The sequence below is a fragment of the Methylomonas montana genome, from assembly GCF_030490285.1.
Lineage (GTDB): Bacteria > Pseudomonadota > Gammaproteobacteria > Methylococcales > Methylomonadaceae > Methylomonas > Methylomonas montana.
In genome coordinates, this window is sequence record NZ_CP129884.1 from 553859 (window position 1) to 577089 (window position 23231).

The 23231-nt window shown below is 50.2% G+C and carries 26 protein-coding genes; 18 read left to right on the forward strand and 8 right to left on the reverse strand.

What is annotated here, in order from left to right:
• Positions 1-16 precede the first annotated feature (16 nt).
• From QZJ86_RS02630 to hemB, 6 genes are all read right to left on the reverse strand, one after another.
• On the reverse strand, positions 17-1384 hold the full coding sequence (locus QZJ86_RS02630; RefSeq protein ID WP_301936188.1) for an HDOD domain-containing protein: 1368 nt from the start codon (positions 1382-1384) through the stop codon (positions 17-19).
• A gap of 1 nt (position 1385) precedes the next feature.
• The gene (locus QZJ86_RS02635; protein ID WP_301936190.1) at positions 1386-2675 is read right to left on the reverse strand and encodes an HDOD domain-containing protein; all 1290 of its coding nucleotides are present in this window, start codon (positions 2673-2675) and stop codon (positions 1386-1388) included.
• 5 nt (positions 2676-2680) lie between these two features.
• Positions 2681-3961, reverse strand: a complete 1281-nt coding sequence (locus QZJ86_RS02640) for an HDOD domain-containing protein (protein WP_301936192.1) — start codon at positions 3959-3961, stop codon at positions 2681-2683.
• A 73-nt stretch (positions 3962-4034) separates the two neighbouring features.
• The gene (aroE, locus tag QZJ86_RS02645) at positions 4035-4883 is read right to left on the reverse strand and encodes a shikimate dehydrogenase (RefSeq protein WP_301936193.1); all 849 of its coding nucleotides are present in this window, start codon (positions 4881-4883) and stop codon (positions 4035-4037) included.
• The gene (locus QZJ86_RS02650; protein ID WP_301936196.1) at positions 4870-5457 is read right to left on the reverse strand and encodes a hypothetical protein; all 588 of its coding nucleotides are present in this window, start codon (positions 5455-5457) and stop codon (positions 4870-4872) included. The genes aroE and QZJ86_RS02650 overlap by 14 nt, the downstream gene beginning before the upstream one ends.
• A 21-nt stretch (positions 5458-5478) precedes the next feature.
• Positions 5479-6495, reverse strand: a complete 1017-nt coding sequence (hemB, locus tag QZJ86_RS02655; protein ID WP_301936198.1) for a porphobilinogen synthase — start codon at positions 6493-6495, stop codon at positions 5479-5481.
• 141 nt (positions 6496-6636) lie between these two features.
• Here hemB and QZJ86_RS02660 point away from each other — a divergent pair, with 141 nt between their 5' ends.
• The 4 genes from QZJ86_RS02660 (at position 6637) to QZJ86_RS02675 (ending at position 9504) form a co-directional block, all read left to right on the forward strand.
• Positions 6637-7284: an MlaC/ttg2D family ABC transporter substrate-binding protein gene (locus QZJ86_RS02660; protein WP_301936199.1), complete on the forward strand. Its 648-nt coding sequence runs from the start codon at positions 6637-6639 to the stop codon at positions 7282-7284.
• Positions 7285-7348: 64 nt separating this feature from the next.
• Positions 7349-8080, forward strand: a complete 732-nt coding sequence (gene cmoA / locus QZJ86_RS02665) for a carboxy-S-adenosyl-L-methionine synthase CmoA (RefSeq protein ID WP_301936200.1) — start codon at positions 7349-7351, stop codon at positions 8078-8080.
• Entirely contained in the window at positions 8077-9048 is a 972-nt protein-coding gene (gene cmoB / locus QZJ86_RS02670; protein WP_301936201.1) for a tRNA 5-methoxyuridine(34)/uridine 5-oxyacetic acid(34) synthase CmoB, read from the forward strand. The genes cmoA and cmoB overlap by 4 nt, the downstream gene beginning before the upstream one ends.
• 129 nt (positions 9049-9177) lie before the next feature.
• The gene (locus QZJ86_RS02675) at positions 9178-9504 is read left to right on the forward strand and encodes a ComEA family DNA-binding protein (RefSeq protein WP_301936203.1); all 327 of its coding nucleotides are present in this window, start codon (positions 9178-9180) and stop codon (positions 9502-9504) included.
• A 113-nt stretch (positions 9505-9617) separates the two neighbouring features.
• On the opposite strand, the gene QZJ86_RS02680 is transcribed toward QZJ86_RS02675, so the two are convergent.
• Both QZJ86_RS02680 and thpR read right to left on the reverse strand, forming a co-directional pair.
• Positions 9618-9965, reverse strand: coding sequence for a phenylpyruvate tautomerase MIF-related protein (locus QZJ86_RS02680; RefSeq protein WP_301936206.1), 348 nt, complete (start codon positions 9963-9965; stop codon positions 9618-9620).
• On the reverse strand, positions 9940-10500 hold the full coding sequence (gene thpR, locus QZJ86_RS02685) for an RNA 2',3'-cyclic phosphodiesterase (RefSeq protein ID WP_301936207.1): 561 nt from the start codon (positions 10498-10500) through the stop codon (positions 9940-9942). The genes QZJ86_RS02680 and thpR overlap by 26 nt, the downstream gene beginning before the upstream one ends.
• A gap of 433 nt (positions 10501-10933) precedes the next feature.
• On the opposite strand from thpR, the gene hxlA reads away from it, so the two are divergent.
• The 14 genes from hxlA to flhB all read left to right on the forward strand — a co-directional run bounded on the left by hxlA (position 10934) and on the right by flhB (position 23226).
• Positions 10934-11581 carry a 3-hexulose-6-phosphate synthase gene (hxlA, locus tag QZJ86_RS02690; protein WP_301936208.1) on the forward strand — a complete coding sequence of 216 codons (648 nt, stop codon included), beginning with the start codon at positions 10934-10936 and terminating at the stop codon, positions 11579-11581.
• A 3-nt stretch (positions 11582-11584) separates the two neighbouring features.
• Positions 11585-12118, forward strand: coding sequence for a 6-phospho-3-hexuloisomerase (gene hxlB / locus QZJ86_RS02695; protein WP_301936210.1), 534 nt, complete (start codon positions 11585-11587; stop codon positions 12116-12118).
• A gap of 198 nt (positions 12119-12316) precedes the next feature.
• On the forward strand, positions 12317-14329 hold the full coding sequence (gene tkt / locus QZJ86_RS02700) for a transketolase (protein ID WP_301936211.1): 2013 nt from the start codon (positions 12317-12319) through the stop codon (positions 14327-14329).
• An 84-nt stretch (positions 14330-14413) separates the two neighbouring features.
• Positions 14414-15103 (forward strand): hypothetical protein, encoded by a 690-nt coding sequence (locus QZJ86_RS02705; RefSeq protein ID WP_301936212.1) that lies wholly within the window; start codon positions 14414-14416, stop codon positions 15101-15103.
• Between the two features lie 294 nt (positions 15104-15397).
• A complete protein-coding gene (locus tag QZJ86_RS02710; protein WP_301936214.1) occupies positions 15398-16384 on the forward strand; it encodes a transaldolase in 987 nt (328 codons plus the stop codon).
• Between the two features lie 103 nt (positions 16385-16487).
• A complete protein-coding gene (fbaA, locus tag QZJ86_RS02715) occupies positions 16488-17567 on the forward strand; it encodes a class II fructose-bisphosphate aldolase (RefSeq protein WP_301936217.1) in 1080 nt (359 codons plus the stop codon).
• 293 nt (positions 17568-17860) lie between these two features.
• Positions 17861-18409: a flagellar basal body-associated FliL family protein gene (locus QZJ86_RS02720; RefSeq protein ID WP_301936218.1), complete on the forward strand. Its 549-nt coding sequence runs from the start codon at positions 17861-17863 to the stop codon at positions 18407-18409.
• The gene (fliM, locus tag QZJ86_RS02725) at positions 18410-19390 is read left to right on the forward strand and encodes a flagellar motor switch protein FliM (protein ID WP_301936220.1); all 981 of its coding nucleotides are present in this window, start codon (positions 18410-18412) and stop codon (positions 19388-19390) included.
• An 18-nt stretch (positions 19391-19408) separates the two neighbouring features.
• Positions 19409-19861 (forward strand): flagellar motor switch protein FliN, encoded by a 453-nt coding sequence (gene fliN / locus QZJ86_RS02730; RefSeq protein WP_301936222.1) that lies wholly within the window; start codon positions 19409-19411, stop codon positions 19859-19861.
• Positions 19861-20304 (forward strand): flagellar biosynthetic protein FliO, encoded by a 444-nt coding sequence (gene fliO / locus QZJ86_RS02735; protein ID WP_301936224.1) that lies wholly within the window; start codon positions 19861-19863, stop codon positions 20302-20304. The genes fliN and fliO overlap by 1 nt, the downstream gene beginning before the upstream one ends.
• The gene (fliP, locus tag QZJ86_RS02740) at positions 20297-21043 is read left to right on the forward strand and encodes a flagellar type III secretion system pore protein FliP (RefSeq protein WP_407081636.1); all 747 of its coding nucleotides are present in this window, start codon (positions 20297-20299) and stop codon (positions 21041-21043) included. Before fliO ends, fliP begins: the two co-directional genes overlap by 8 nt.
• A gap of 9 nt (positions 21044-21052) precedes the next feature.
• Positions 21053-21325, forward strand: a complete 273-nt coding sequence (gene fliQ / locus QZJ86_RS02745) for a flagellar biosynthesis protein FliQ (RefSeq protein ID WP_455429805.1) — start codon at positions 21053-21055, stop codon at positions 21323-21325.
• Positions 21322-22098, forward strand: coding sequence for a flagellar biosynthetic protein FliR (gene fliR, locus QZJ86_RS02750; protein ID WP_301936225.1), 777 nt, complete (start codon positions 21322-21324; stop codon positions 22096-22098). Before fliQ ends, fliR begins: the two co-directional genes overlap by 4 nt.
• Complete coding sequence (flhB, locus tag QZJ86_RS02755; protein ID WP_301936227.1) at positions 22099-23226, forward strand: flagellar biosynthesis protein FlhB; 1128 nt, start codon at positions 22099-22101, stop codon at positions 23224-23226. It begins immediately after the preceding gene.
• Positions 23227-23231 lie beyond the last annotated feature (5 nt).

Here is a 23231-nt window from a genome sequence, read left to right on the forward strand (position 1 = left end):
TGAGTATCGGGAAGAATCAGGACAGCAGATGCATCGCCGCATGCACGCGGGCTTGGGCTTTATGCAACACCATCAGCGAGAAGTCAGGGTTAAGTTTGCCTTGGTTGAGCTTGCTGTAAGCGGGTATGGAATTGATATAGGGCAAGTCGTGGGCATTGCCGGAACCGAAATAACTATGCAGTTTGGCCAGGATGACAATATCGGTCATCGTCAAAACGGGGCCGCTGTCGTAGAGCCAGTTTTCAGCTTGATGCGGGATATTGCCGAGTTGTTCGGGGAAGCCCAAGGTATGCAACATCAATGCGCCAACCGGACCGCGCAAATAGGGCAAAGCGCTTTGTAATTCCGCGAAGCTCGGGCCGTCGTCGGGAAATTGTTCGGCAAAATGCAATAAGGGGATGGCGCCAATGTCGGCAATCAATCCACCCAGCAGCGCGTCTTCCGGGTTGATGTCGCTGCAATCCTGGGCCAAGACGAAGCTTAAACTGGAAACGTACAGGCTGTTTTTCCACAGAGTCTGCATGCCTTTCATCAACTCGGGATCGGTGCAACTGAATAGTTGTTTCAAACTGATGCCCAGCACGAGTTTGCGAGTGGCATTCAAGCCGATGCGGGCTACCGCATCGTGGCAATTACCGATGGGCACGCCGGAGGTGTAGAGCGCGCTGTTGGCCACTTGAATTAGCTTGGCGACGATGGGTGGGTCGAGTTGAATGATTTCCGCGGCTTCGTGGATGCCGATGTCTTTTTTCATGGCCTCTTTCAGCTTGAGTGCGACATCAGGTAAAGAGGGAAGGCGCAGTTTGTTTTCCCGATAGGCTTTGGCGAAGCTGTTGAAGAACCGGCTGCCGTTGATAGGGGCCGGTAGCTGAATATCGACCAGTTCCACACAATTGGCGCTTTCCCGGTTTTTGTCGGTCCATAGCCGGTTGATTTCGACCGGGACTTCCAAAATGAGCACATCGCTGGTCGCCGTAGCGGTGGCGCCGCAATGGCTGCCGCTGTTTAACGGCAAGTGGGCCAGCGCGGAGTCGGCGCGGATTTGGTAGCTATTTTCGCTATCGGGTTGCATCTCCAACTCGCCGGCTAATAAGTAAAACACGCTTTTACTTTGTTGGCCGATGGCGAAGATCACGTCATTTTTCCGATACCGCAAGCTGAATTGAGGGAGGGAACTCAAGGTGGTGGCGTCGAGATCGCGTAGCGGTGCAAATTTTTTCAGTTGCGCCACGGTCAGATTTTGCCGATGTTTGGTAAATGGCCGGGAAACTTCGATATTCAATGGCCGGATGGCTTGCGTGTTCTGAGTTTCGGTGGTTTTTGCGATCAAAATACCATGTTCCGCAGCGGCATTTTTTTCAAACAACCTGGTAAACCAATTCATCTCAAGTCCGGAAAAAATTAAGCGCGTCGGCAATTTGTATTTTGGCGTCTTGTAAAGCTTTCAAGGACATGTCTGGCGTTAAGGCGTTGTCGCCCAGTTTTTGAAAGGCCGGTAAGGTATTCAGCGGCGGCAGTTTTTGCCGATTTGCGTCGCCCAGCTGGCTGTGAAATTTTGCCAACAGAACGATGTCATGCAGTTGCAATGGCTGACCATCGTCAAAATACCAATGGGTGGTGTTGACAGGGATTTGCTGCAAGCTATCCGGGAAATGCCATTTTTTCAGGATGAATGCGCCTACCAGGCTTTGCAGGCAGGCTATGCTGGCTTGCAATTCTGCTTCGGTATACTGCGAACTGTCCAGGCTTTCGGCGAAGGTAACGATCGGTAAGGCGCCGATATTGTGGATTAGGCCGGCCAGCAGGGCTTCGTCAGCATTGATCTCGCCGGACAGGCTGGCCAAGGTATAACTCAGGCTGGCGACCTGGATACTTTGTTTCCAGAGCGTTTGAATTTTCTGGTTGAGCTGTCTGTTTTTACTTCTGAATAGTTGATGCATGCTAATGCTGGTGACCAGATTTTGCGTGGTCTTGAAACCCAGGCGATTGACGGCATCGTGGCTGTTCGTGATCGGGTTGGCGCTTCGGTAAACCGGGCTATTGGCTACCTGAATCAGTTTGGAAGAAATCACCGGATCCAGATTAACGATCTTCACCGCATCGACGACGCTGATCTCTTTTTGCAAGGCGCTACGCAAACGCAAGGCGACATCGGGTAAGCTGGGTACGTGTAGGTTGTCGGCGCTGAATGCCTCGCAAAAACGGTCGAAGAATACGCTGCCGCGCAAGGCAGATGGAACGTTGCTGGGATTGATGAGGGGGTTGTTGATCGGTTTGCTGCTGCGTTGCAGGCTAGACAGCGGCAAATAAAGCAGTTTCACTGGCGATTTGGCGATGGCGTTGAAGGCGTGTTCGCCGTAGGTAGCTAAGGGGTAACAGGCTTTGAACGTGGACTCTTCTACCGCGTAACCGCCACCGTTGCTGGCTTCCAGAAACACCGTGCCGCTGTAAAGATAAATCAATTGTTCCGCTTCGACGCCACGGTTGAAAATGATATCGCCGGGATTAAAGTGGCGTACGCTGATGGGTAATGCCGTCAATTCGGCAACTGGCAAATCACCGACCGGGATCAGTTGTTGTAGGAAACTTAACGGAAGTTGATTGATGTGGGCATCAGGGTCAGTGAGGGTCGTCGCGGTCTCTTCCGACGGTTTTTTGAATAGTTTCCAGAGCATGCCGATTAAGTGGAAAAGATGCTGAGTGCTTCGTGAATTTTGGCTTTGGCGTCGTGAAGAATCGCCAAGGTGTTTTCCGGGGACAGGGAAAAGTTCTTCAGCTTGCTGGCCGCCGGAATGGCGGAAATGGCCGGCAGGTCAGCGGTCGATTGCTTGCCGATCAACGCATGCAATCGGGATAGCACGACAATGTCGGTCAGGGTTAATTCTGCATCGCTATTTTGATACCAATTGCTGGAGTGTTTGGCGACTTCGATGAATTCTTCGGCAAAATCCCATTCCTTTAATACCACGGCGCCGACCGGGCCTTTGATGATCGGTATGGCTTGTTCTATTTCGGCGTCGTTATGATATTCGACCGGGAGGTTGGCGGTGAAATTCAGGAACGGAATCACGCCGATATCGCAAACAAGTCCCGCCAGCAAGGCGCTCTCCGGATTCTGTTGCTGAGTCTGGCTGGCTAATACATGGCAAAGGCCGGACAAATACAAGCTCTGTTTCCACAGATTTTCCAAATGATTTTTGATGAGCGGCGACTTGTTTTTGAATATTTGCTTTAAGCTCAGCGCGATCACCAGATTGCGTGTGGCATTAAGACCGATACGGACTACCGCTTCCTTACAGGTTTTGGCTCGTATCATGGTGACGTATAGCGGACAGTTGGCCACTTCTATCAGTTTGGCGGAGATAGCCGGATCGAGCTGGATAATCTTGACCGCATCGTCGATGCTGACATCTTTTTGGATGGCTTTGCGCAAGTTGATGGCTACTTCCGGCAGCGACGGAATTTCCAGCTCATGGTCGCTATTTTGAAAGTGCTCGACAAACAATGCTAACAGTCGATTGTTGCTCAGCTCATTGGATATTTCCAGATGCCCGTGATCGAGTCTGCTGGGTGTCAACATGATTTTTAGGGAAACCCGCAAAATGTCTATCTCGGTTTTTGCGGTTGCCGTGGCTGTGTGTTTGACGCCGCTACAAATCGGAAATTTGGATTGTGCGCTACCGGCGGTGATTTCGTAACTTTTGCCGGTATGATCCGCCAAGATCACCGTGCCACTTAGCAGGTATATCGCGCAATCCGCTTCCTGGTTGACGTTGAACAGTACGCTGTCCGCTGCTAAGGTTTCCACATGATTTTCGGTGGCGAAGGATTGCAATATCTCTTCATTTAAATTCCTGATCGGAAATAACTGTTTCAGCATTTCCGGGGTAATGGCTTTTCCACCGTTCTGCGCTTTGCGCTTGGCTTGGGATTTTTCAAAAAAAGCTCGGATTCCGTTCATAGTATTTCACTAAACGTTGATGGATCGTGGTTTGGATGGATTGTTACCATGGACATCGCTCCGGTCAATAGTTTCATCGGCTGTTGTCAGTTAATTGCCGTTCGTCGTTCAACAACCGGATGACGGCTGACGTTTCAGGGCGGATGCCGCGCCAAACATAAAAGGCTTCGGCGGCTTGTTCGACCAGCATACCTAGGCCATCCAGACTTCGGCAGGCATGATGGGCAATCCCCCATTGTACAAACGCGGTTGGCTGGTTGGCGTAGGCTAAATCGTAACAGCTGCCCTTGCTTGCCAGCAAGGCGGCGGGTAATGGTGGTAGTTGGCCGCTGAGGCTGGCGGAAGTGGCGTTCAGTATCAAATCGAATTGCCTTCCTTGCAAGCTGGTGTAATCGCAGCCTTGCAGCGGGCCAAGTATCGCAAAGTCATCGGCAATGGCAAGCGCCTTTTCGACGGTGCGGTTCGCAATGACCACGGTTGCCGGTTGTTGTTCCAGCAGGACAGGCACGATGCCGCGCGTGGCGCCGCCAGCGCCCAGAATCAGAATGTTGGCGCCAGTCAGCGAGATGCCATGGTTGGCGGTCAAATCGGTGAGCAAGCCGATGCCGTCGGTATTGTCGCCGAAGATGCTGCCGTCCGCTTGACGAGCCAGGGTGTTGACGGCTTTTGCCAACAGCGCGCGATCGCTGAGGTGGTCGGCATATTGCCAGGCCAGTTCCTTGAGCGGGACAGTGCAATTCAGGCCTTTGCCGCCCGCGGCGAAAAAGTTGCCGACCGCCGTAGTGAAGATCTCGGCAGGCACGTCTTGAGCGCCATACTGCATGACTTGAGCGGTTTGCTTGGCAAATAATTGCTGAATACGCGGCGATTTGCTGTGGGTGATCGGGTGGCCGAAAACCGCATAGGTGTCAATTTTCATCATCGGTACTGTATTTACGACGCCAGTATTCCCATAAAAAAGTGCAGAATATCACCAGCACGGCTAAGCTGATACTAATCCTTATAAAGTGCTCGAAATAGGCGACGATAATCGCGCAAGTGGCGAGGAAAAAGCCTAGCAGACTGAATTGCCAGCCGATACGGATGCCGTCGAGCATGGTCGCCAAGGCCAGTATCAATAATATCACCAGGCTGGCGCTCATGTCGGTTAGCTGTCCCGATTTATTCAATAAGGATGCGGCGCCGACAACGAGTAAAGTGTGCAGCCAATGTAATCCTTGCGCTTTGACGATTTCGCCAAAGTTGTTTTCGCTGGTTTTGGTTTGTAGCCAAGAGACGAAAATTGACAGCATGCTGAACACCAGCACCATAAATAACCAATAGCCGTAACCGTCGTGCGGGTTGAAGTCGGTAATGGCGATGCCGATTAGCGACAAAAAGACCAGTAGGATAAAAATCGCTTGTTCAAGGCCGAAGTATCGAAGAGACAGGTATTTCTGATTTTCCGGCACGCTATCGTCTAATTTGTTGTCATCAAGGTCGATGTTGTCGTTCATGCCGGACTCCATGGGTCATTGTTATGGTTGTTTTAACCACTGTGCAGCCGATTTTGCGAAATAAGTGAGAATGGCATCGCAGCCGGCGCGCTTGAATGCCAATAAAGATTCCATTACCACTTGTTGTTCGTCCAGCCAACCGTTTTGCGAGGCGGCTTTCAACATTGCATATTCGCCGCTGACCTGATAGGCAAACGTCGGCACGCCGAATTGATCCTTGGCGCGGCGGATGATGTCCAGGTAAGGCATGCCGGGTTTGACCATGATCATGTCGGCGCCTTCGCGTAAATCCAGCGCGATTTCCCGCAGCGCTTCGTCGGAATTGGCCGGATCCATCTGATAGCTGTATTTGTTGCCCCCGCCGAGATTCCCAGCCGAGCCAACCGCATCGCGAAAGGGGCCGTAGAAACTGGAAGCATATTTGGCAGAATAGGCCAGAATTCGGGTGTTGGTGTGGTGGTGGTTTTCTAGGGCATTTCTGATGGCGCCGATCCGGCCATCCATCATGTCTGACGGCGCGACGATGTCAGCGCCGGCTTCGGCGTGTGACAAGGCCTGCTTGCAGAGCACTTCGACGGTTTTGTCGTTGACCACGTAGCCGTGTTCATTCAGCAAGCCATCCTGGCCGTGCGAGGTAAACGGGTCCAAGGCTACGTCGGTGATCACACCCAATTCCGGCAGTTCGGCTTTCAGCGCCCGCACGCAACGTTGCGCCAATCCGTCGGGGTTGTAGGCTTCTTCGGCGCTTAAGGATTTTTTGTCGGGATCGGTGACCGGGAATAATGCAATCGCCGGAATGCCCAGATTCAACAAGGCTTCGGCTTCTTTCAGCACTAGATCGATGGATAGCCGGTTAACGCCGGGCATGGACGCGACCGCTTGTTGCTGATTGTTGCCTTCGATAACGAATAAAGGGGAAATTAAATCGTCACTACTCAAACGATTTTCCCGCATCAGCCGTCGGGAAAATGCTTGATAGCGCATCCGGCGCATACGGGTGGCCGGGAAAAAGTCGTTAGGGTATGACATCTCTTCCATAGTAATATAGTAGGGGTAATTGCTGATCCCAAAGGGTTAGTGAGAATCTGGAGCCTGATTGGCACTTCGGCCTTTATTTTAGCAGTGTATCGAATGAAGGCGGTTTAAATTAGCCTACGATACTTTTTTGAGATAGTTTTTATGAATATCAAACGTCATATGCATTTTATATTTGTAGTGGTTTTTAGCTTGTTTGCAGCGACTTTTCTGTCCTTGCCTGCGGCGGCGGCCGATTTGAGCGAGCCGCAGCGGGCTATTGAGGATGCTTCCAACAAATTGAAGCAACGTTTGCAGGATCCGGCTTTCCCTCACGACTTCCAAAAAATCAACGCGTTTGTACAGGAAGTGATTTATCCGAATGTGGATTTCGATCTGATTTCCTCATTGGTGCTAGGCAAGATGTGGAAAGATGCTTCGCCGGCAGAAAAAGATAGCTTCAAAAAAGAGTTTCAAGTTCTGTTGATCAGAACCTATTCCCGAGCTTTCTTTGAGTTTAAAGATTGGTCGGTACGGTTTTTACCGATTACGCCTGAAGAAGACGAAAGAAAAGTACTGATCAAAACTGAAGTGCTGCAACCAGGTCTGCAGCCGATTGCAGTCAACTATAGGATGCTGAATGTCAAAGGCCAATGGAAAGCTTATGACATCATGATCGAAGGCGTCAGCTTGGTCACCAATTATCGTACCAGCTTCAAAAATGAAGTGGAGCGCACCGGTTCTTTGCAAGAGGTCATCAACCAATTGGCTAAACGCAATACCGAAGCGCTGAGCAACAAAAACAATTCCTAAGTTTTATCCCATCTTAAATATTCCCGGTTTCGCCGCTCCGGCGAGCCGGGAATGATCTTTTAGTATGCAATCCGGCAAAGACTCTCTTTACGCCAGTCCCCTTGGCGAAATCAGTGCATTTAAGTTCGATGAAACGGTGGTGAAGGTCTTTCCGGACATGATCCAGCGCTCGGTTCCCGGCTATAGCACTATCATCTCCGCCATCGGCTTATTGGCGGAGCGCTTTGCCAAACAGAATAGCGTTTGCTACGACTTGGGCTGCTCTTTGGGAGCGGCGACATTGGCGATGCGCCAGCAAATCAAGGCTAAGAATTGCCGGATCGTCGCGGTCGATTGCTCAATGGCGATGGTTGAGCAATGCCGGCAAAATTTGCTGATTTCGTCTGACGAGGTCGAGGTCGAGGTGTTGTGTGCCGATATTCGCGATATTGCGATTAGCAATGCCTCGGTGGTCGTGCTGAATTTTACCTTGCAATTTATTCCGCTGGCCGATCGCGCGGCTTTTTTGACCACTATCTGTCGCGGGTTGTTGCCGGGCGGGATTTTGATTTTGTCGGAGAAACTGGCGTTCGATGATGCCCGTCAGCAGGTTTTGCAAACTGATATGCATCATCTGTTTAAAAAAGCCCAAGGCTATAGCGAGCTGGAGATCAGCCAAAAGCGGAGCGCATTGGAAAACGTATTGATTCCGGAGACCTTTGCAGGGCATCAGCAGCGCTTGAAAGCGGCGGGATTCAGCAGCGCGGAAGTCTGGTTTCAGTATTTTAATTTTGCTTCGATGATCGCGTTGAAATGACAGGTTACGAGGGGCTTTGTCAGGCTTTGGCCGCCGCCGGTGGCGAGGCGTGGGTGAGTCGACTGCCGGGGCAATTGGCCGAGGCTTTTGCCGAATCGTCGCACGGCGATTTGCAACGTTGGCGGCAGGTTGTTGACGACTTACCCGTGTCTATGCCGTCCAGTATCGATTTATTGGATGAGGTGAGGATAGGCCGAGCGGGGGATATTACCGAGGTGGCGCGTACGCAATTGCGCGAGCAACTGATGCAGCTGCATCCTTGGCGGAAAGGGCCTTATCAAATATTTGGCATCGATATCGATACTGAGTGGCGTTCGGATTGGAAATGGGACCGGCTGAAAGACCAGATCGCGCCGCTACGGAATCGACTGGTTTTGGATGTCGGTTGCGGTAATGGCTATCATTGTTGGCGTATGCTCGGCGCTGGTGCCAGATTGGTGGTCGGTATCGATCCGACCTTGCTCAGTGTGATGCAGTTCCAGGCAGTCCGTAAGCTGTATGGCGAAGCGCCGATTTATCTGTTGCCCTTGGGTATTGAAGATATCCCGCTGAATATGGGTTTGTTCGATACGGTGTTTTCGATGGGGGTGTTGTATCACCGCCGCTCGCCTATCGATCATCTATTGGAATTAAAAGGCTGCCTGCGTCCGGGAGGTGAGCTGATTCTGGAGACTTTGGTAGTTGAAGGCTGCGTCGATAGGGTGTTAGTGCCGGAACGGCGTTATGCGCAAATGCGCAATGTCTGGTTTTTGCCGAGCTGCGAGGCGTTGATGCTGTGGATGCGGCGTTGCGGTTTTAAGAATATCCGCTTGTTGGATGTTTCCAAAACTAGTGTCGATGAGCAGCGTAGTACTGAATGGATGCGATTTCATTCCTTAGCGGATTTTCTCGATCCGCGTTCTCCTGAGTTGACCTGTGAAGGTTTGCCGGCGCCGGTTCGTGCGGTGGTTGTGGCTAACGTCGATTAATCAGTTGATTTTTCATAACGGATTGTAAAGTTAAGATAACGGTCTAAAATCGACTAGCTTGCATGCTCAGTCGATGTGGTCTTGCGCTGAGTGGTTCAGGCACTTATTTACATTTTTCGGAGAAAATTCATGAAAAAGTTATTAGCATGTCTAATGTTGTGTTCTTTTGCCGTGTTTGCCGATCCAATCAATATCAACCAAGCCGATGCTGAAGCCATTTCCAAGGCGCTGACAGGCATAGGTCCGAAGAAAGCCGAGGCTGTTGTCCAATATCGCAAGGAGCATGGCGATTTTAAAACCTTGAAAGACTTGGAAAATGTATCCGGGATCGGTGAAAAAACCGTACAGCAAAATGAAAAAAATATCGTGTTTGGCGAGGCGGCACCAGCCGCTGTCGTGAAATCCGATAAGCCTGAAAAACCCGAAAAATCGGAAGAGCCTAAAAAAACCAAATAAGGCGACTGAGTTGGCGCGCTTGATATTGCCGGCGCGCCGACTCTTTGAGTTCCATTATAAATGGAAGTCGCTTTGAGGTGCTGCAGTCGGCGGTTGATTGTTTTGATTTTAATTCAGCCGAATGTCGAGCCGTTCCAGCCCCAGAATTCGGCTGGACAGTTACTGAATTCGATATAAACCCGATCCTGAGGGAGTGAGAGTCGTTTGTTTAGCAGTTGGCAAATTGACGCTGACAAATTCTTAGTTTGGCTACTGGTCAGGCCGATGCTTTTGCACTCCAGGTAGGCCGCGTGTTCGGTGTTGCCGGCAAACACCATAGCGTTGTCTCCGGATAGCTTCACCATGACGTAACGCTCCGGTTTACCAGTTTCTTTGGCGAGTAGTTGCGATAGCTCGCCTAGCAGTTGCGATTGCTGTTCGGCATTAATCGTCATGTTAGTATTCAGTTTTAAAAAGGGCATGCTTATTCTCCTGTTTGGGGGTGAGCGGTTTAATCGATGGCCAGTGTTTTAAAATTCGATAGTCAACGCCATCGGTGCCAGGGCAGGATTCCACCAAACAAAAGCCGTCTGAGTGCCAGATGATGGGATTGAAGGCGATATCAATTGCCGAGCGGGCTTTTTTCATCAAGGTGACATGCGGTGTAAATGGCCGATCGTCTATCACTATTCCGTGTCGCTTGGCGATGGCAGCTAAATTCTCGTTCAATAATGCAATGTTTTGATCGACTGAATCGGTGGTTAGGCATTGCACCGCCGGCTTTTTCCAGAAGCTTAGGTGGTCGAAAGTCAACGACGTTAACGAAGCTGGAATGCGAGCTGCGTCCCGTGTAATTGCGGCTTGTTGTTCGGAAGGAAGATGGCCCAAAAATAGCAGCGTCACATGTAAATTTGCCGCGGTTACTGGTTTGCCGGTGCTGTTAAGTTTAGCGATTATGGCCTCGCATTGCTGCCGGGCGGTTTGCTCGGGCCATAAGGCAAAAAAGAGACGTTTCAAGCTGCCATCCTCAGGTTGCGTTGAGCTGGAAATGCAATTTTTTTCCTTTTTTTATCGGTTCGGTAAAAAGTTTATTTCGTCGGTAAGTGAGCCGATATTTGCGTCAAAACCCTTTGCTAAAATAGGTTTTTTCCGGGCTGGGGCCAAAAAATATCTAAATTAATCAGCTTGTAACGTTTGGATCCTAAATTCCAGTCCCGATTTTCGCACTGTTGCCGGCGAGTTGGTTCAGACTAAGGTTTCGGAGCAAAATTGTCTAGTAACGATTTGTCCTTCAGTCTGTGCGTGGCGCGGTATTGCTAAGCATTGACATATATCCCATTTCTATCTTACAGTTACAAATGCATCACACGTACGTGACAAGCCTAGCGGGTTGTGGCAATTTGCAAGAATCGGCTATTACTAAAAATTAAAAACTATCGGAGCACATCACATGGCAAGACCATTAATTCAAATGGCGTTGGATTCACTGGATTTCAACCAAACCGTTGCATTGGCAGATCAAGTAGCACCTTATGTCGATATTTTTGAAATCGGTACACCTTGCATCAAATACAACGGTATCAATCTGGTTAAAGAACTGAGACAACGTTTCCCAGACAAATTGTTGTTGGTTGACCTGAAAACCATGGACGCTGGTGAATACGAAGCAGGTGCTTTCTATGCTGAAGGCGCGGATATCGTCACCGTACTGGGTGTTTCTGGTTTGGCGACCATCGCCGGCGTTGTTAAAGCCGCGAAAAAACACGGTGCAGAAACTCAAATCGACTTGATCAACGTCGAAGACAAAGCCTATATCGCGAAAGAATCAGTGAAATTGGGCGCGCAAATCGTCGGTATTCACACAGGTCTGGATGCGCAAGCAGCTGGTCACACACCGTTCACCGATCTGAACGATATCGCGCGTCTGGGCCTGAACGTCCGCATCTCAGTTGCTGGCGGTATCAAACAAGCCACTGTGCAACAAGTGGTTGAAGCCGGTGCCAACATCATCGTGGTTGGTGCCGCTATCTACGGTGCACCGTCACCTGCCGAAGCAGCCCGCGAAATTCGCGAATTGGTTGACGCAGCGGCGGTATAAGTCATGCATCAGCAGTTAATTATTGACAAAATTTCAGGGATTCTGGAAGCGACACCCGACTCGCACGACAAAACCTTGGTCGATATGCTGGATCAAGCCAAGCGTATTTTTATCTCAGGTGCTGGTCGTTCAAAGCTGGTCGGCAACTTCTTCGCGATGCGTTTGATGCACGGCGGTTATGACGTCAGCGTGGTTGGTGAAATCGTTACGCCAAGCATTAAAGCTGGCGATTTGTTGATCGTCATCTCCGGTTCCGGCGAGACAGAGCAGTTGGTTGCGTTTACCAAAAAAGCCCGTGAAGTCGGTGCCAAAATCTGCCTGATTTCGGCAAAAGATGACTCCACTATTGGCGATTTGGCAGATCTTACTTTGCAAATTGGTAGAGCGGAACAGTATGGCAAAGTCAAAGGTATGCCGATGGGTACTGTGTTCGAGTTATCTACCTTGTTTTTCTTGGAAGCCACTATTTCTCATGTAATCCATGATAAAGGCATTCCAGAAGAAGAAATGAGATCAAGACACGCCAATTTGGAATAATTGCGTGCAGCCTGTGATCGGAGTGATTCGATCACAGGTTTAATTACAATAACATTTGGGTGTCAAGGTGATACCGATTCCAGCAGTCTGAAAGAACGAGAGTGTGGTTTTGGTCGTCCTTGTGTTTACCAACCAGCCAGAGCGATGTTTGCATAGCCAAGCGTTGCACTTAAAATAACAAAATTAAAGGAGACCAACATGCCTTCGCGCCGAGACTTAGCGAACGCCATCCGCGCACTCAGCATGGACGCCGTACAGAAAGCCAACTCAGGCCACCCCGGTGCGCCGATGGGGATGGCCGACATTGCAGAAGTATTGTGGAACGATTTTCTGAATCACAACCCTAGCAACCCAAAATGGGCCAACCGCGACCGCTTCATCCTGTCCAACGGTCATGGCTCGATGCTGATTTATTCCTTGCTGCATTTGGCCGGCTACAATCTGCCGATCGACGAACTGAAACAGTTCCGCCAACTGCACTCCAAAACCCCAGGCCATCCTGAATACGGCTATACCGACGGCGTTGAAACCACCACCGGTCCCTTGGGACAAGGCATCACCAATGCGGTAGGTTTCGCTTTGGCGGAACGCACCCTGGCCGGCCAATTCAACCGTCCCGGACACGACATCGTCGATCACCACACCTACGTATTCCTGGGTGACGGCTGCCTGATGGAAGGTATCTCCCACGAAGCCTGCTCACTGGCGGGTTCCATGGGCTTGGGCAAACTGATCGCCTTCTACGACGACAACAACATTTCCATCGACGGCGAAGTGCGTGGCCACGGCAACGTCCACGGCTGGTTCCTGGATAACACCCCGAAACGCTTCGAAGCCTACGGCTGGCACGTCATCCCCAAAGTCGACGGTCACAACCCCGACGCGGTGAAAAAAGCCATCGAAGAAGCCAAAAAAGTCACCGACAAACCCAGCCTCATCTGCTGCCAAACCACCATCGGTTTCGGCTCGCCTAACAAACAAGGCAAAGAAGAATGTCACGGTGCCGCGCTGGGCGAAGCTGAAATTGCCTTGACGCGCGAAAACCTGGGCTGGCCGCATGCGCCGTTTGAAATTCCGGCCGACATCAAAGCCGGTTGGGATGCCAATGCCAAAGGCGCGCGCCTGGAAGCAGCCTGGAACGACAAATTTGCCGCTTACCAAGCCGCGCATCCTGAACTGGCTGCCGAATTCGTCCGCCGCATGGCCGGCGAACTGCCTGCCGACTGGGCCGCAAAATCCAACGCCTTTATCGCCGAAGTCAACGCCAAAGGCGAAACCATCGCCAGCCGTAAAGCCTCGCAAAACACCCTGAACGGCTTCGGTCCGTTGTTGCCGGAACTGCTGGGCGGTTCTGCCGATTTGGCCGGTTCCAACCTGACCCTGTGGTCCGGTTGCAAAGATGTCTGCGCCCCCGGTCATGACGGCAACTACATCTACTACGGCGTGCGCGAATTCGGCATGTCCGCGATCATGAACGGCCTGGTGCTGCACGGCGGCTTCAAACCTTACGGCGCCACCTTCCTGATGTTCAGCGAATATGCCCGTAACGCCCTGCGCATGGCCGCGCTGATGAAAGCCCCGACCATCTTCGTATACACCCACGACTCTATCGGTCTGGGCGAAGACGGCCCGACTCACCAACCGATCGAACAAACCGCCACCCTACGCATGATCCCCAACATGCAAGTCTGGCGTCCCTGCGACGCAGTGGAATCGGCCGTGAGCTGGAAAGCCGCCATCGAACGCCAAGACGGTCCCAGCACCCTGATCTTCTCCCGTCAAAACCTGCCGCACATGGCTCGCAGCCAGGCGCAGCTCGACGCGATCAGCAAAGGTGGCTACATCCTGAAAGACAGCGCCGGTACCCCGGATGCCATCATCATCGCCACCGGCTCCGAAGTCGAGTTGGCCGTGAAAGCGGCAGAAGCCTTAGAAGCTAAAGGCAAAAAAATCCGCGTGGTATCCCTGCCATCGACCAACGTCTTCGAAGCGCAAGACCAAGCCTACAAAGACAGCGTGTTGCCGCCTAGCGTGGCCAAACGCGTGGTGGTGGAAGCCGGTGTCACCGACAGCTGGTGGAAATATGCCGGTAGCGAGGGAAGAGTCGTCGGATTGGACCGTTTCGGCGAATCGGCCCCGGCCGGCCAGCTCTTCAAAGAGTTTGGCTTTACCGTGGACAATGTCGTCGCGAATGTGGAAGCCGTTCTTTAATTTTGGTAAACAGTAGGTGGAGCTTTGATTTTTTGATTCGTCAATAATCAAAGCCTTGCTTTTCTAACAGCATAGGTGAGAGACGTGAAAAGAAATGAATTAACGAAAGGCGTGATGGCAGCTTTGCTGCTGACCAGTTCTTTGGCGATGGCAGAGGAGTACCCGGCGGCCGATTATCAACCAAAGGTGCTTTATACCAACCCAGACTATAAAGCAGAAGACGCTAGCGCTCCAGCCGCAGCTAAGCCTGCTGCGAAAGCTAAAGAAGTTGAAGTTGTCGAGCAAGATGCCAATTACCCGGCAGCTAATTATCAGCCTAAGGTGTTGTTTGCCGATTCCGCTTACAAACACGATAAATCTGCGCCTCAAGCTTCTGCCTCAAGCAAATCGACTTCATCTAGTGCCGCTGCTGGTAGTGAAGAATCAAGTGCCGGTGTTGCGGAAAAAGCTGAAGGTTCCTCTAATACCCTGATTGCTTTGATTGCGCTCGCGGCTGTAGGTTTTTTCTTGTACAGCAAAAAATCCGGGTCTAAATCCGGTGCTGCAAGCGGTTCCTCGGCTAGTTATGTAGAAGCGGGTGGTGCTACAGGTGTTGAGAAATATCTGGATAAAATTGGTGCGAATAAAACCGGTGTTGCTAAGTATTTGGAAAAACAAAGCTCTAATCCAGCGACTGGTGTTGCAAAATACATGGCCAAACAAATCGTAAAAGATAGAGAAGCTGCCGCTTCAAAAGCGACTGGCGTAGAAAAATATTTACGGGATAGAGGATAATAAATTATCAGTAAGTTTTAATGCTGATAGCCGGCGGGATCGAGCAGAACCGATGCATTGATTCGTTGCCGGCAAGTTCAATCGAATCGCCACTTCGCATATTTTGAGGCTTGCAGTTACGCTTCGAAATATGCGAAGTGGCGATTCAGTCTTATAAAACCTAATTTTAAAACAGGGTTTCTTCACCAGGGACTCTTATACGATCAATCTCCTGCAAGAATTACTGAACAATTTATAAGTGGTCAGTGCAAATTAGAAGGGGAGCAAAATTAATAGCAAACTGAGGATATTCCTATGGCAAAAAATTTACTTGAACAACTCCGCGAAATGACCGTTGTTGTTGCCGACACTGGCGACATCCAAGCGATTGAAACCTTTAAACCACGCGACGCGACTACCAATCCTTCTTTGATTACTGCTGCCGCGCAAATGCCGCAATACCAAGGTATCGTTGATGATACATTGAAAGGCGCTCGTGAAACTTTGGGCGCGGCTGCCTCAGCTGCGCAAGTCGTCACACTGGCATTCGATCGTCTGGCTGTTTCTTTCGGCCTGAAAATTCTGGAAATCGTTGAAGGCCGCGTATCTACCGAAGTCGATGCCAGATTGTCTTACGACACCGAAGCAACTATCGCTAAAGGTCGTGACCTGATTGCTCAATATGAAGCAGCGGGTATTTCCAAAGAACGCGTACTGATCAAAATCGCAGCAACTTGGGAAGGTATCCAGGCTGCGGCTGTATTGGAAAAAGAAGGTATTCACACCAACCTGACTTTATTGTTTGGTTTGCACCAAGCGATTGCTTGCGCAGAAAACGGTATTACCCTGATTTCTCCATTCGTTGGCCGTATTTTGGACTGGTACAAAAAAGACACCGGTCGCGATTCTTATGCACCTACTGAAGATCCAGGCGTATTGTCAGTAACTGAAATCTACAACTACTACAAAAAATTCGGCTACAAAACCGAAGTAATGGGTGCCAGCTTCAGAAACATTGGCGAGATCACCGAATTGGCGGGTTGCGATTTGCTGACCATCGCGCCTTCCTTGTTGGCTGAACTGCAATCTGTTGAAGGCGATCTGCCGCGTAAATTGGATCCAGCTAAATCGGGTTCTTCTGCTATTGAAAAAATCAATGTCGACAAAGCGACTTTCGATCGCATGCACGAAGAAAACCGTATGGCCAAAGAAAAATTGGCGGAAGGTATTGACGGTTTCGCCAAAGCATTAGAAGCCTTGGAAAAGTTGTTGTCAGCTCGTTTGGCCAGTCTGGAAGCTTAAAAAGATTGCGAGCAGAGATTCAAACTCTCTGCTCGCGTTCAGTCACGATTTAGTTGGGCTGCTTATTCTTTGAGTAACCCGATTTCTACGCAGGATTTATGGCATGTCACAAAAAATATTAGATGTTGTTAAGCCCGGTGTTGTAACCGGTGAAGATGTTCAAAAAATCTTTGCTATTTGCAAAGAAAATAAGTTTGCTTTGCCTGCTGTCAACGTGATCAGCACCGATACCATTAACTCGGTTTTGGAAGCGGCAGCAAAAGTAAAATCGCCAGTAGTGATTCAGTTTTCAAATGGCGGTGCGGCGTTTGTGGCTGGTAAAGGCTTGAAATTAGAAGGTCAAGGTTGCTCAATTGTCGGTGCAATCTCCGGCGCTCACCATGTGCACGCGATGGCTGAGCACTATGGCGTGCCTGTTATTTTACATACCGACCATGCCGCGAAAAAATTGTTGCCATGGATTGACGGCTTGCTGGATGCCGGCGAGAAGCATTTTGCAGCGACCGGTAAACCTTTATTCAGTTCGCACATGTTGGATTTGTCTGAAGAAAGTCTGGAAGAAAATATCGAAATCTGCGGCAAGTATCTTGAACGTATGTCCAAAATGGGCATGACGCTGGAAATCGAGCTGGGTTGCACCGGCGGCGAAGAAGATGGCGTCGATAACAGCGGTATGGATCATTCTGCTTTGTATACTCAACCTGAAGACGTGGCGTATGCGTATGAGCATTTGAGCAAAATTAGCCATCGTTTCACCATTGCCGCGTCATTCGGTAACGTTCATGGTGTTTATTCACCAGGTAACGTCAAACTGACTCCGACAATTTTGGCTAACTCGCAAAAATATGTTTCCGAGAAATTCGGTTTGCCACATAACACTTTGAACTTCGTATTCCATGGCGGTTCCGGTTCTTCTCCCGAAGAAATCAAGGAATCCATCAGCTACGGCGTCGTGAAAATGAACATCGACACCGACACCCAATGGGCAAGCTGGGCCGGTGTGATGGAATTCTACAAGAAAAACGAAGGTTATTTGCAAGGCCAAATCGGCAACCCCGATGGTGCCGATAAACCAAACAAAAAATATTATGACCCACGTGTTTGGCAACGTGCCGGCCAAGTTGGCATGGTGACTCGTTTGGAGCAAGCCTTCCAAGAGTTGAACGCCGTTAATTCGTTGTAAAACTGTGATAAAACTGCAAAGACCGCACGGTCTTTGCAGTACCTTTCGTTAAACTCCCTGCGATTGAGTCAAAAAATTGGCTTGAGCGCTATATCCCCTCTCTCGGTACTAAATACCCAATTGCCAATTTATTGCCAAGCTGCTTTTAAGTGACGGCTATACTATTATTCTAAAACAATGTTTTTTCTTGTATGATCGAATCTGGCCAGTTTTCTGGACGAGCCGTCGGATTGAAATGTTTGAGATAGAACTGTTATGGCGCGTTTCGTGCTGTGAAAATACATAGGTGAAAAATGGCCGAAACACATGGGAAAGGCGAAGCTAAAAAGTCTCCCAAAAAAGTGATCATGATAATTGCCGTGGTTGTGTTGGCTATAGCGGGAGGCGCCGCTGGCAGTTACTTCCTTTTGAGCAAGCAAGCCGATACCGGGCATAAACAGGAAAGTGAAGCCAAGCGCGGCAAAGAAGCGCATAAGGGGAATGCTGCCCATGACGCTGACGCCGACCATGAAAAGATTGCTGAACCGGACATTTATTACGATTTACCAACGCCATTATTAGTCAATTTTCCGGCGGGTTCAGGGGCAAAAGTCATCAAAATTTCGTTGACGATACTGACAAACGGCGGGGCGAGCGTGGAAGCGATGAGAAAACATGAACCGATGATACGAAATAATCTATTAATGGCCATCAGTGCGGTCGGCGCAGATAAAGCCAAAACCTTGGAAGGGAAACAAGCATTGCGTGCGACGATGCAAGCTGAAATCGGTAAAGTCTTGGAAAAGATGACCGGTAAAAATCCCGTCAAGGAAGTGTATTTCACCGAATTTGTAATGCAATAAATGTCTACCGCCGATCTCTTATCGCAAGACGAAATTGATGCGCTGTTACACGGCGTCGATGACGGCGACGTCGATACCGCTGACGAAGATGAATATAGCCGTGGCGCTGCTCGAATCTATGATTTTAATAGTCAGGAGCGTATCGTTCGCGGGCGGATGCCTACCTTGGAAATGGTCAATGAGCGATTCGCTCGCCATTTCCGCATTGCTTTATTTAATTTTCTAAGGCGGGCCGCGGAAATATCGGTCTCCGGTATTCAGGTTCAAAAATTTTCTGAGTTTATTCAAGGCTTGTTTGTGCCAACCAACTTGAATGTGATTCGGATGTCGCCCTTACGCGGAAGGGCGCTAATTGTGATGGAGCCGCGCTTGGTTTTTACTGCGGTCGATAATTTTTTCGGCGGTGGTGGTCAGTTTTATAACAAAGTCGAGGGGCGAGAGTTCACGCCCACCGAAATGCGTATTATCCGCCTGATTATCGAAATGATTTTCAAGGACTTGGTCGAAGCCTGGAAGCCGGTCATGGATATCGAATTTGAGTACATCAATTCGGAAGTCAATCCGCAGTTTGCCAACATCGTCAGTCCTTCGGAAATTGTGGTGATTTCCACAATTCATGTGGAGTTGGAAGGTGGCGGCGGCGATATCAATATCGCCATGCCTTACTCCATGATAGAACCCATCAGAGAGCTACTTGACGCCGTCACCAGTGATCGTGGCGAAGTCGATGGCCGCTGGCAAGATTCGTTGCGGAATGAAATCATGCGTAGCGAAGTCATCGTCAACAGTAAACTGATAGAAAAAGAAATGTCTATTAGTGAAGTAATTGAACTCAAGAAAGGCGATGTGATTCCCATAGAAATGCCGGAAACGGTGTTGCTTGAAGTTGAAAACGTGCCGGTTTTTCGGGGTAAACTGGGACTTTCGGATGGGAACTATGCCATCGAAATTGTAGAGAAAATGACGCTGGATAATATATAACGGCAGGGAAAGAGTGCTATGAGTGAAAACGACGAAATTGGCGACGATTGGGCCGCCGCGATGAACGAGCAGGCGAGTGCCGAGGCGGATTGGGGCGAGGCATTGAAGGAGCAAGCTAGCGCCGCCAAGAATAATTCCCAAGGTTTTGCCACCGCCGAATTTCCTGAGTTCGATGAACATAAGTCCAAAAATAGCGGCCCCAGCGGCGATGAAGTCAAGCTGGATGTGATTCTCGATGTGCCGGTCACGGTTTCATTGGAGATCGGCCGGACCAAAATCAATATCAGGAATTTATTGCAACTTAATCAAGGTTCGGTAGTGGAGTTGGACCGTTTTGCCGGCGAACCCATGGATGTGCTGGTCAACGGGACTTTGGTCGCACATGGCGAAGTGGTGGTGGTTAACGATAAATTCGGCATTCGCTTGACCGACATCATCAGTCCGTCGGAACGGGTTAGAAAGCTAGGTTGATGTCTGTGCTACGTTTGGCTGCGCTGATGATTTCATTATTCGCCGTTCCCTATACCTGGGCGGAGGACGCCGCGGTGTTGCCAAGACAGACCGCAAAAGTGGTTTCGTCGGGTGACGTTGTGCAGTGGTTATTAGCGTTATTAGTCGTGTTGGCGGTATTTTTACTGTCAGTCTGGTTGTTGCGTAAAAGCGGTAGTTTAGCCGTTGTCGGTAAAGGGCAATTGGCAGTACTAGCCGGGCTGTCCTTGGGTGTGCGGGAAAAACTGGTGTTAGTTAAAGTGGGTGAAAAGCAGTTGTTGCTGGGCGTTAGCAGTGGCCGCATCGATAAAATACTGGAACTCGAAGGCGATCAGCGTTTGTTTATGAATGCTACAGAGGGGCAGGAGCTAAGCGTGTTTGCAAAAAAAATGCTGCAAATCATGCAGGGTAAGCCGAATGACTAAGTGGGTTTCTACTTTATCGATCCTGATCATGTCTTTAGTGCTGCCGGAAGCGGCGGCGGCGGTTGGCGTCGACGCGATTACCGTGACCAGCAACCCCAAGGGTGGCGAAACCTACACGGTCACCATTCAGATTTTGGCGTTGATGACCATGCTGACTTTATTGCCAGCGCTGTTGTTATCGATGACTTCATTTACCCGCATCATGATCGTATTGAGTTTGCTCAGGCAGGCAATAGGCGCGGCGCAAGCGCCGAGCAATCAAGTCTTGTTAGGCTTGTCCTTGTTTCTGACGATTTTTATCATGATGCCGGTGTTGGAAAAGGTCAATGACACCGCCGTGCAGCCCTATATGGAAGAAAAAATCGACGCGGTGACGGCCTTGCAAAATGCGTCGGAGCCTTTCAAACAGTTCATGCTCAAGCAAACCCGAGAGGCGGATCTGGATACCTTCGTGCGGATTTCCGGCCGAGAACAAATCGACAAGCCCGAAGATGTGCCGTTTTCCTTGCTGGTGCCGGCTTATGTGACTAGCGAACTGAAAACTGCGTTCCAGATCGGCTTTTTGATCTTCCTGCCGTTCCTGGTGATCGATCTGGTAGTGGCCAGCGTACTGATGTCGATGGGGATGATGATGCTGTCGCCGATGATCGTTTCGCTACCGTTCAAGATCATGTTATTTGTCTTGGCGGACGGTTGGACCATGGTGCTGGAAATGCTGGCGGCCAGTTTTTACGTATAGGCCAAGGCCATGATAACGCCGGAGACCATCTCGGTCATAGCCCAGGACACCGTGTTGATTTCCTTGAAGTTGATGGGGCCGATCCTGATTTCATCGTTGATCGTCGGCTTGCTGGTGTCGATGTTTCAGGCGGCGACGTCGATTCAGGAGCAGACGCTGACCTTCATCCCCAAACTGGCGACCATTATTGCGGTGCTGATGATAGCCGGCCCCGGTATGTTACAAATGCTCATCGATTATTTTCAAGATTTGATGCGCGAAATTCCTACGTTAATAGGATGAACTTCGGCGAAGACGAGTTACTGAAGTATCTTGCTTCGTTCGTATGGCCATTCTTTCGAATCAGCTCCATGTTCATCAGCGTGCCGGTGTTCAGCGTCAATGCCTTGCCGGCAAAAATAAGAATGATGGCCAGCATGCTGATTACCTGGTTGGTTATGCCGACGCTGCCGGCGATGCCGGACATTCAGATATTCAGTTACCAAGGACTCATGGTCGCACTCCAACAAGTCGCCTTGGGTCTGACCACCGGTTTTATCCTGCAAATGGTATTTTCAATCATGCTGTTTGCCGGACAGACTATTGCTTACAGCATGGGCCTAGGATTTGCGTCCCTGGTCGATCCGGCGACCGGCGTACAAGTGCCGGTAATTGCCCAGTTATTCGTGATAGCTGGCAATTTGTTGTTTTTGGCGGTAGACGGTCATTTGTTATTGATCGAAATGTTGGCGCAAAGTTTTCATACGTTGCCGGTAGGCGAGATCGGTATGGAGAAAGCCGATCTGTGGCGGGTAATCAGTTGGAGCAGCCTGATATTCGCCGACGGCTTGTTACTGTCCATGCCGGTGATGATCACACTGTTGCTGGTTAACGTCAGTTTCGGTGTGGCCTCCAAAGCCGCGCCGCAATTACAGATTTTCGGCGTAGGCTTTCCAATTACTATCATGTTGGGGATGGCGTTGATCTGGATTGGTTTGCCGACCCTGCTGGAAGGCTTTAGCGATATGCTCCACCAAGGATTTGCCATGGTTAGCGAATTATTGAGGTTGAGTTAAATGGCGGAAGATTCCGGTCAGGACAAAACCGAAGCCCCTACTGGCAAGCGACTTTCCGAGTCGCGCAAAAAAGGCCAGTTACCACGTTCCAAGGAACTGAATACCTTTGTCACGCTGATCACCAGTTCCGCGCTGTTTTACTATTTTGGCCAGAGCATGGGGCAGGGGTTGCTGGAGATGATGAGACACCCTTTGCAATTGTCGCGAGAGGCGGTTTTCGATCCAGCCACGCCGCTGATTTATCTAAAGGCGGCGTTTGCCGAGGGCGTCTGGGTGATCGTGCCGTTTTTGGCGGTGCTGGTGGTTGCCGATTTATTGGCGGCAACGCTACTGGGCGGATGGAACTTTACTAGCGAAGCCTTCGAGCCGAAGTTTTCCAAGCTGAATCCGTTGACAGGGATGAAGAAGATCATCGGTATTCAAGGCGTGGTCGAACTCATCAAAGCCATTCTCAAAGTCCTATTGGTTTCCAGCGTTGCCTGGAACCTGTTCAAGCTGTATTTCGACGAGTTGATGGGGCTGAGCCGGGTGCCTGTCGACCAGGGTATTTCTCATGCCGGCGATATCATCGTGTTTTGCCTGCTGATTTTAAGTGCCACTTTTTTATTATTGGTGATGCTGGATGTGCCTTATCAGTTATGGAATCATCAGCGCCAATTAAAAATGACTAAGCAGGAAGTCAAGGACGAGGCAAAAGAACAGGAGGGAAATCCGGAAGTAAAGGGCAAAATTCGCCAAATGCAGATGCAAGCTGCCCAGCGCAGAATGATGGAGGCTGTACCTAAGGCCGACGTCATAGTCACCAATCCCACCCATTTTGCCGTGGCCTTGAAGTACGATCATAGCGGTAGCGGCGCGCCGGTATTGGTGGCCAAGGGTACTGACTTGGTTGCCGCGCAAATCCGGCAGTTAGCGCTGGCTTCCAAGGTGCCTCTAGTGGCCGCGCCGTCCCTGGCCAGGGCTTTGTACTATTCCACCGAGTTGAATCAGGAAATTCCGCGCGGTCTATTTTTGGCCGTTGCTCAGGTATTGGCCTATGTTTTTCAATTACGGGCTTCGACGCAATACGGTTGGAACAAACCGGTTCCGCCTAGTGACGTGTCCGTACCCGACGATTTCAAGCAATAGCGCTG

Coding starts and splice junctions, on each gene's coding strand:
- QZJ86_RS02660 (WP_301936199.1), top strand. CDS start 6,637: ATGAATATCAAACGTCATATGCATTTTATATTTGTAGTGGTTTTTAGC.
- QZJ86_RS02710 (WP_301936214.1), top strand. CDS start 15,398: ATGGCAAAAAATTTACTTGAACAACTCCGCGAAATGACCGTTGTTGTT.
- cmoA (WP_301936200.1), top strand. CDS start 7,349: ATGCAATCCGGCAAAGACTCTCTTTACGCCAGTCCCCTTGGCGAAATC.
- QZJ86_RS02650 (WP_301936196.1), bottom strand. CDS start 5,457: ATGAACGACAACATCGACCTTGATGACAACAAATTAGACGATAGCGTG.
- QZJ86_RS02640 (WP_301936192.1), bottom strand. CDS start 3,961: ATGAACGGAATCCGAGCTTTTTTTGAAAAATCCCAAGCCAAGCGCAAA.
- hemB (WP_301936198.1), bottom strand. CDS start 6,495: ATGGAAGAGATGTCATACCCTAACGACTTTTTCCCGGCCACCCGTATG.
- flhB (WP_301936227.1), top strand. CDS start 22,099: ATGGCGGAAGATTCCGGTCAGGACAAAACCGAAGCCCCTACTGGCAAG.
- tkt (WP_301936211.1), top strand. CDS start 12,317: ATGCCTTCGCGCCGAGACTTAGCGAACGCCATCCGCGCACTCAGCATG.
- QZJ86_RS02680 (WP_301936206.1), bottom strand. CDS start 9,965: ATGCCCTTTTTAAAACTGAATACTAACATGACGATTAATGCCGAACAG.
- cmoB (WP_301936201.1), top strand. CDS start 8,077: ATGACAGGTTACGAGGGGCTTTGTCAGGCTTTGGCCGCCGCCGGTGGC.
- QZJ86_RS02635 (WP_301936190.1), bottom strand. CDS start 2,675: ATGCTCTGGAAACTATTCAAAAAACCGTCGGAAGAGACCGCGACGACC.
- fliR (WP_301936225.1), top strand. CDS start 21,322: ATGAACTTCGGCGAAGACGAGTTACTGAAGTATCTTGCTTCGTTCGTA.
- QZJ86_RS02720 (WP_301936218.1), top strand. CDS start 17,861: ATGGCCGAAACACATGGGAAAGGCGAAGCTAAAAAGTCTCCCAAAAAA.
- fliQ (WP_455429805.1), top strand. CDS start 21,053: ATGATAACGCCGGAGACCATCTCGGTCATAGCCCAGGACACCGTGTTG.
- QZJ86_RS02675 (WP_301936203.1), top strand. CDS start 9,178: ATGAAAAAGTTATTAGCATGTCTAATGTTGTGTTCTTTTGCCGTGTTT.
- fliM (WP_301936220.1), top strand. CDS start 18,410: ATGTCTACCGCCGATCTCTTATCGCAAGACGAAATTGATGCGCTGTTA.
- fbaA (WP_301936217.1), top strand. CDS start 16,488: ATGTCACAAAAAATATTAGATGTTGTTAAGCCCGGTGTTGTAACCGGT.
- fliN (WP_301936222.1), top strand. CDS start 19,409: ATGAGTGAAAACGACGAAATTGGCGACGATTGGGCCGCCGCGATGAAC.
- QZJ86_RS02630 (WP_301936188.1), bottom strand. CDS start 1,384: ATGAATTGGTTTACCAGGTTGTTTGAAAAAAATGCCGCTGCGGAACAT.
- fliP (WP_407081636.1), top strand. CDS start 20,297: ATGACTAAGTGGGTTTCTACTTTATCGATCCTGATCATGTCTTTAGTG.
- hxlA (WP_301936208.1), top strand. CDS start 10,934: ATGGCAAGACCATTAATTCAAATGGCGTTGGATTCACTGGATTTCAAC.
- hxlB (WP_301936210.1), top strand. CDS start 11,585: ATGCATCAGCAGTTAATTATTGACAAAATTTCAGGGATTCTGGAAGCG.
- aroE (WP_301936193.1), bottom strand. CDS start 4,883: ATGATGAAAATTGACACCTATGCGGTTTTCGGCCACCCGATCACCCAC.
- fliO (WP_301936224.1), top strand. CDS start 19,861: ATGTCTGTGCTACGTTTGGCTGCGCTGATGATTTCATTATTCGCCGTT.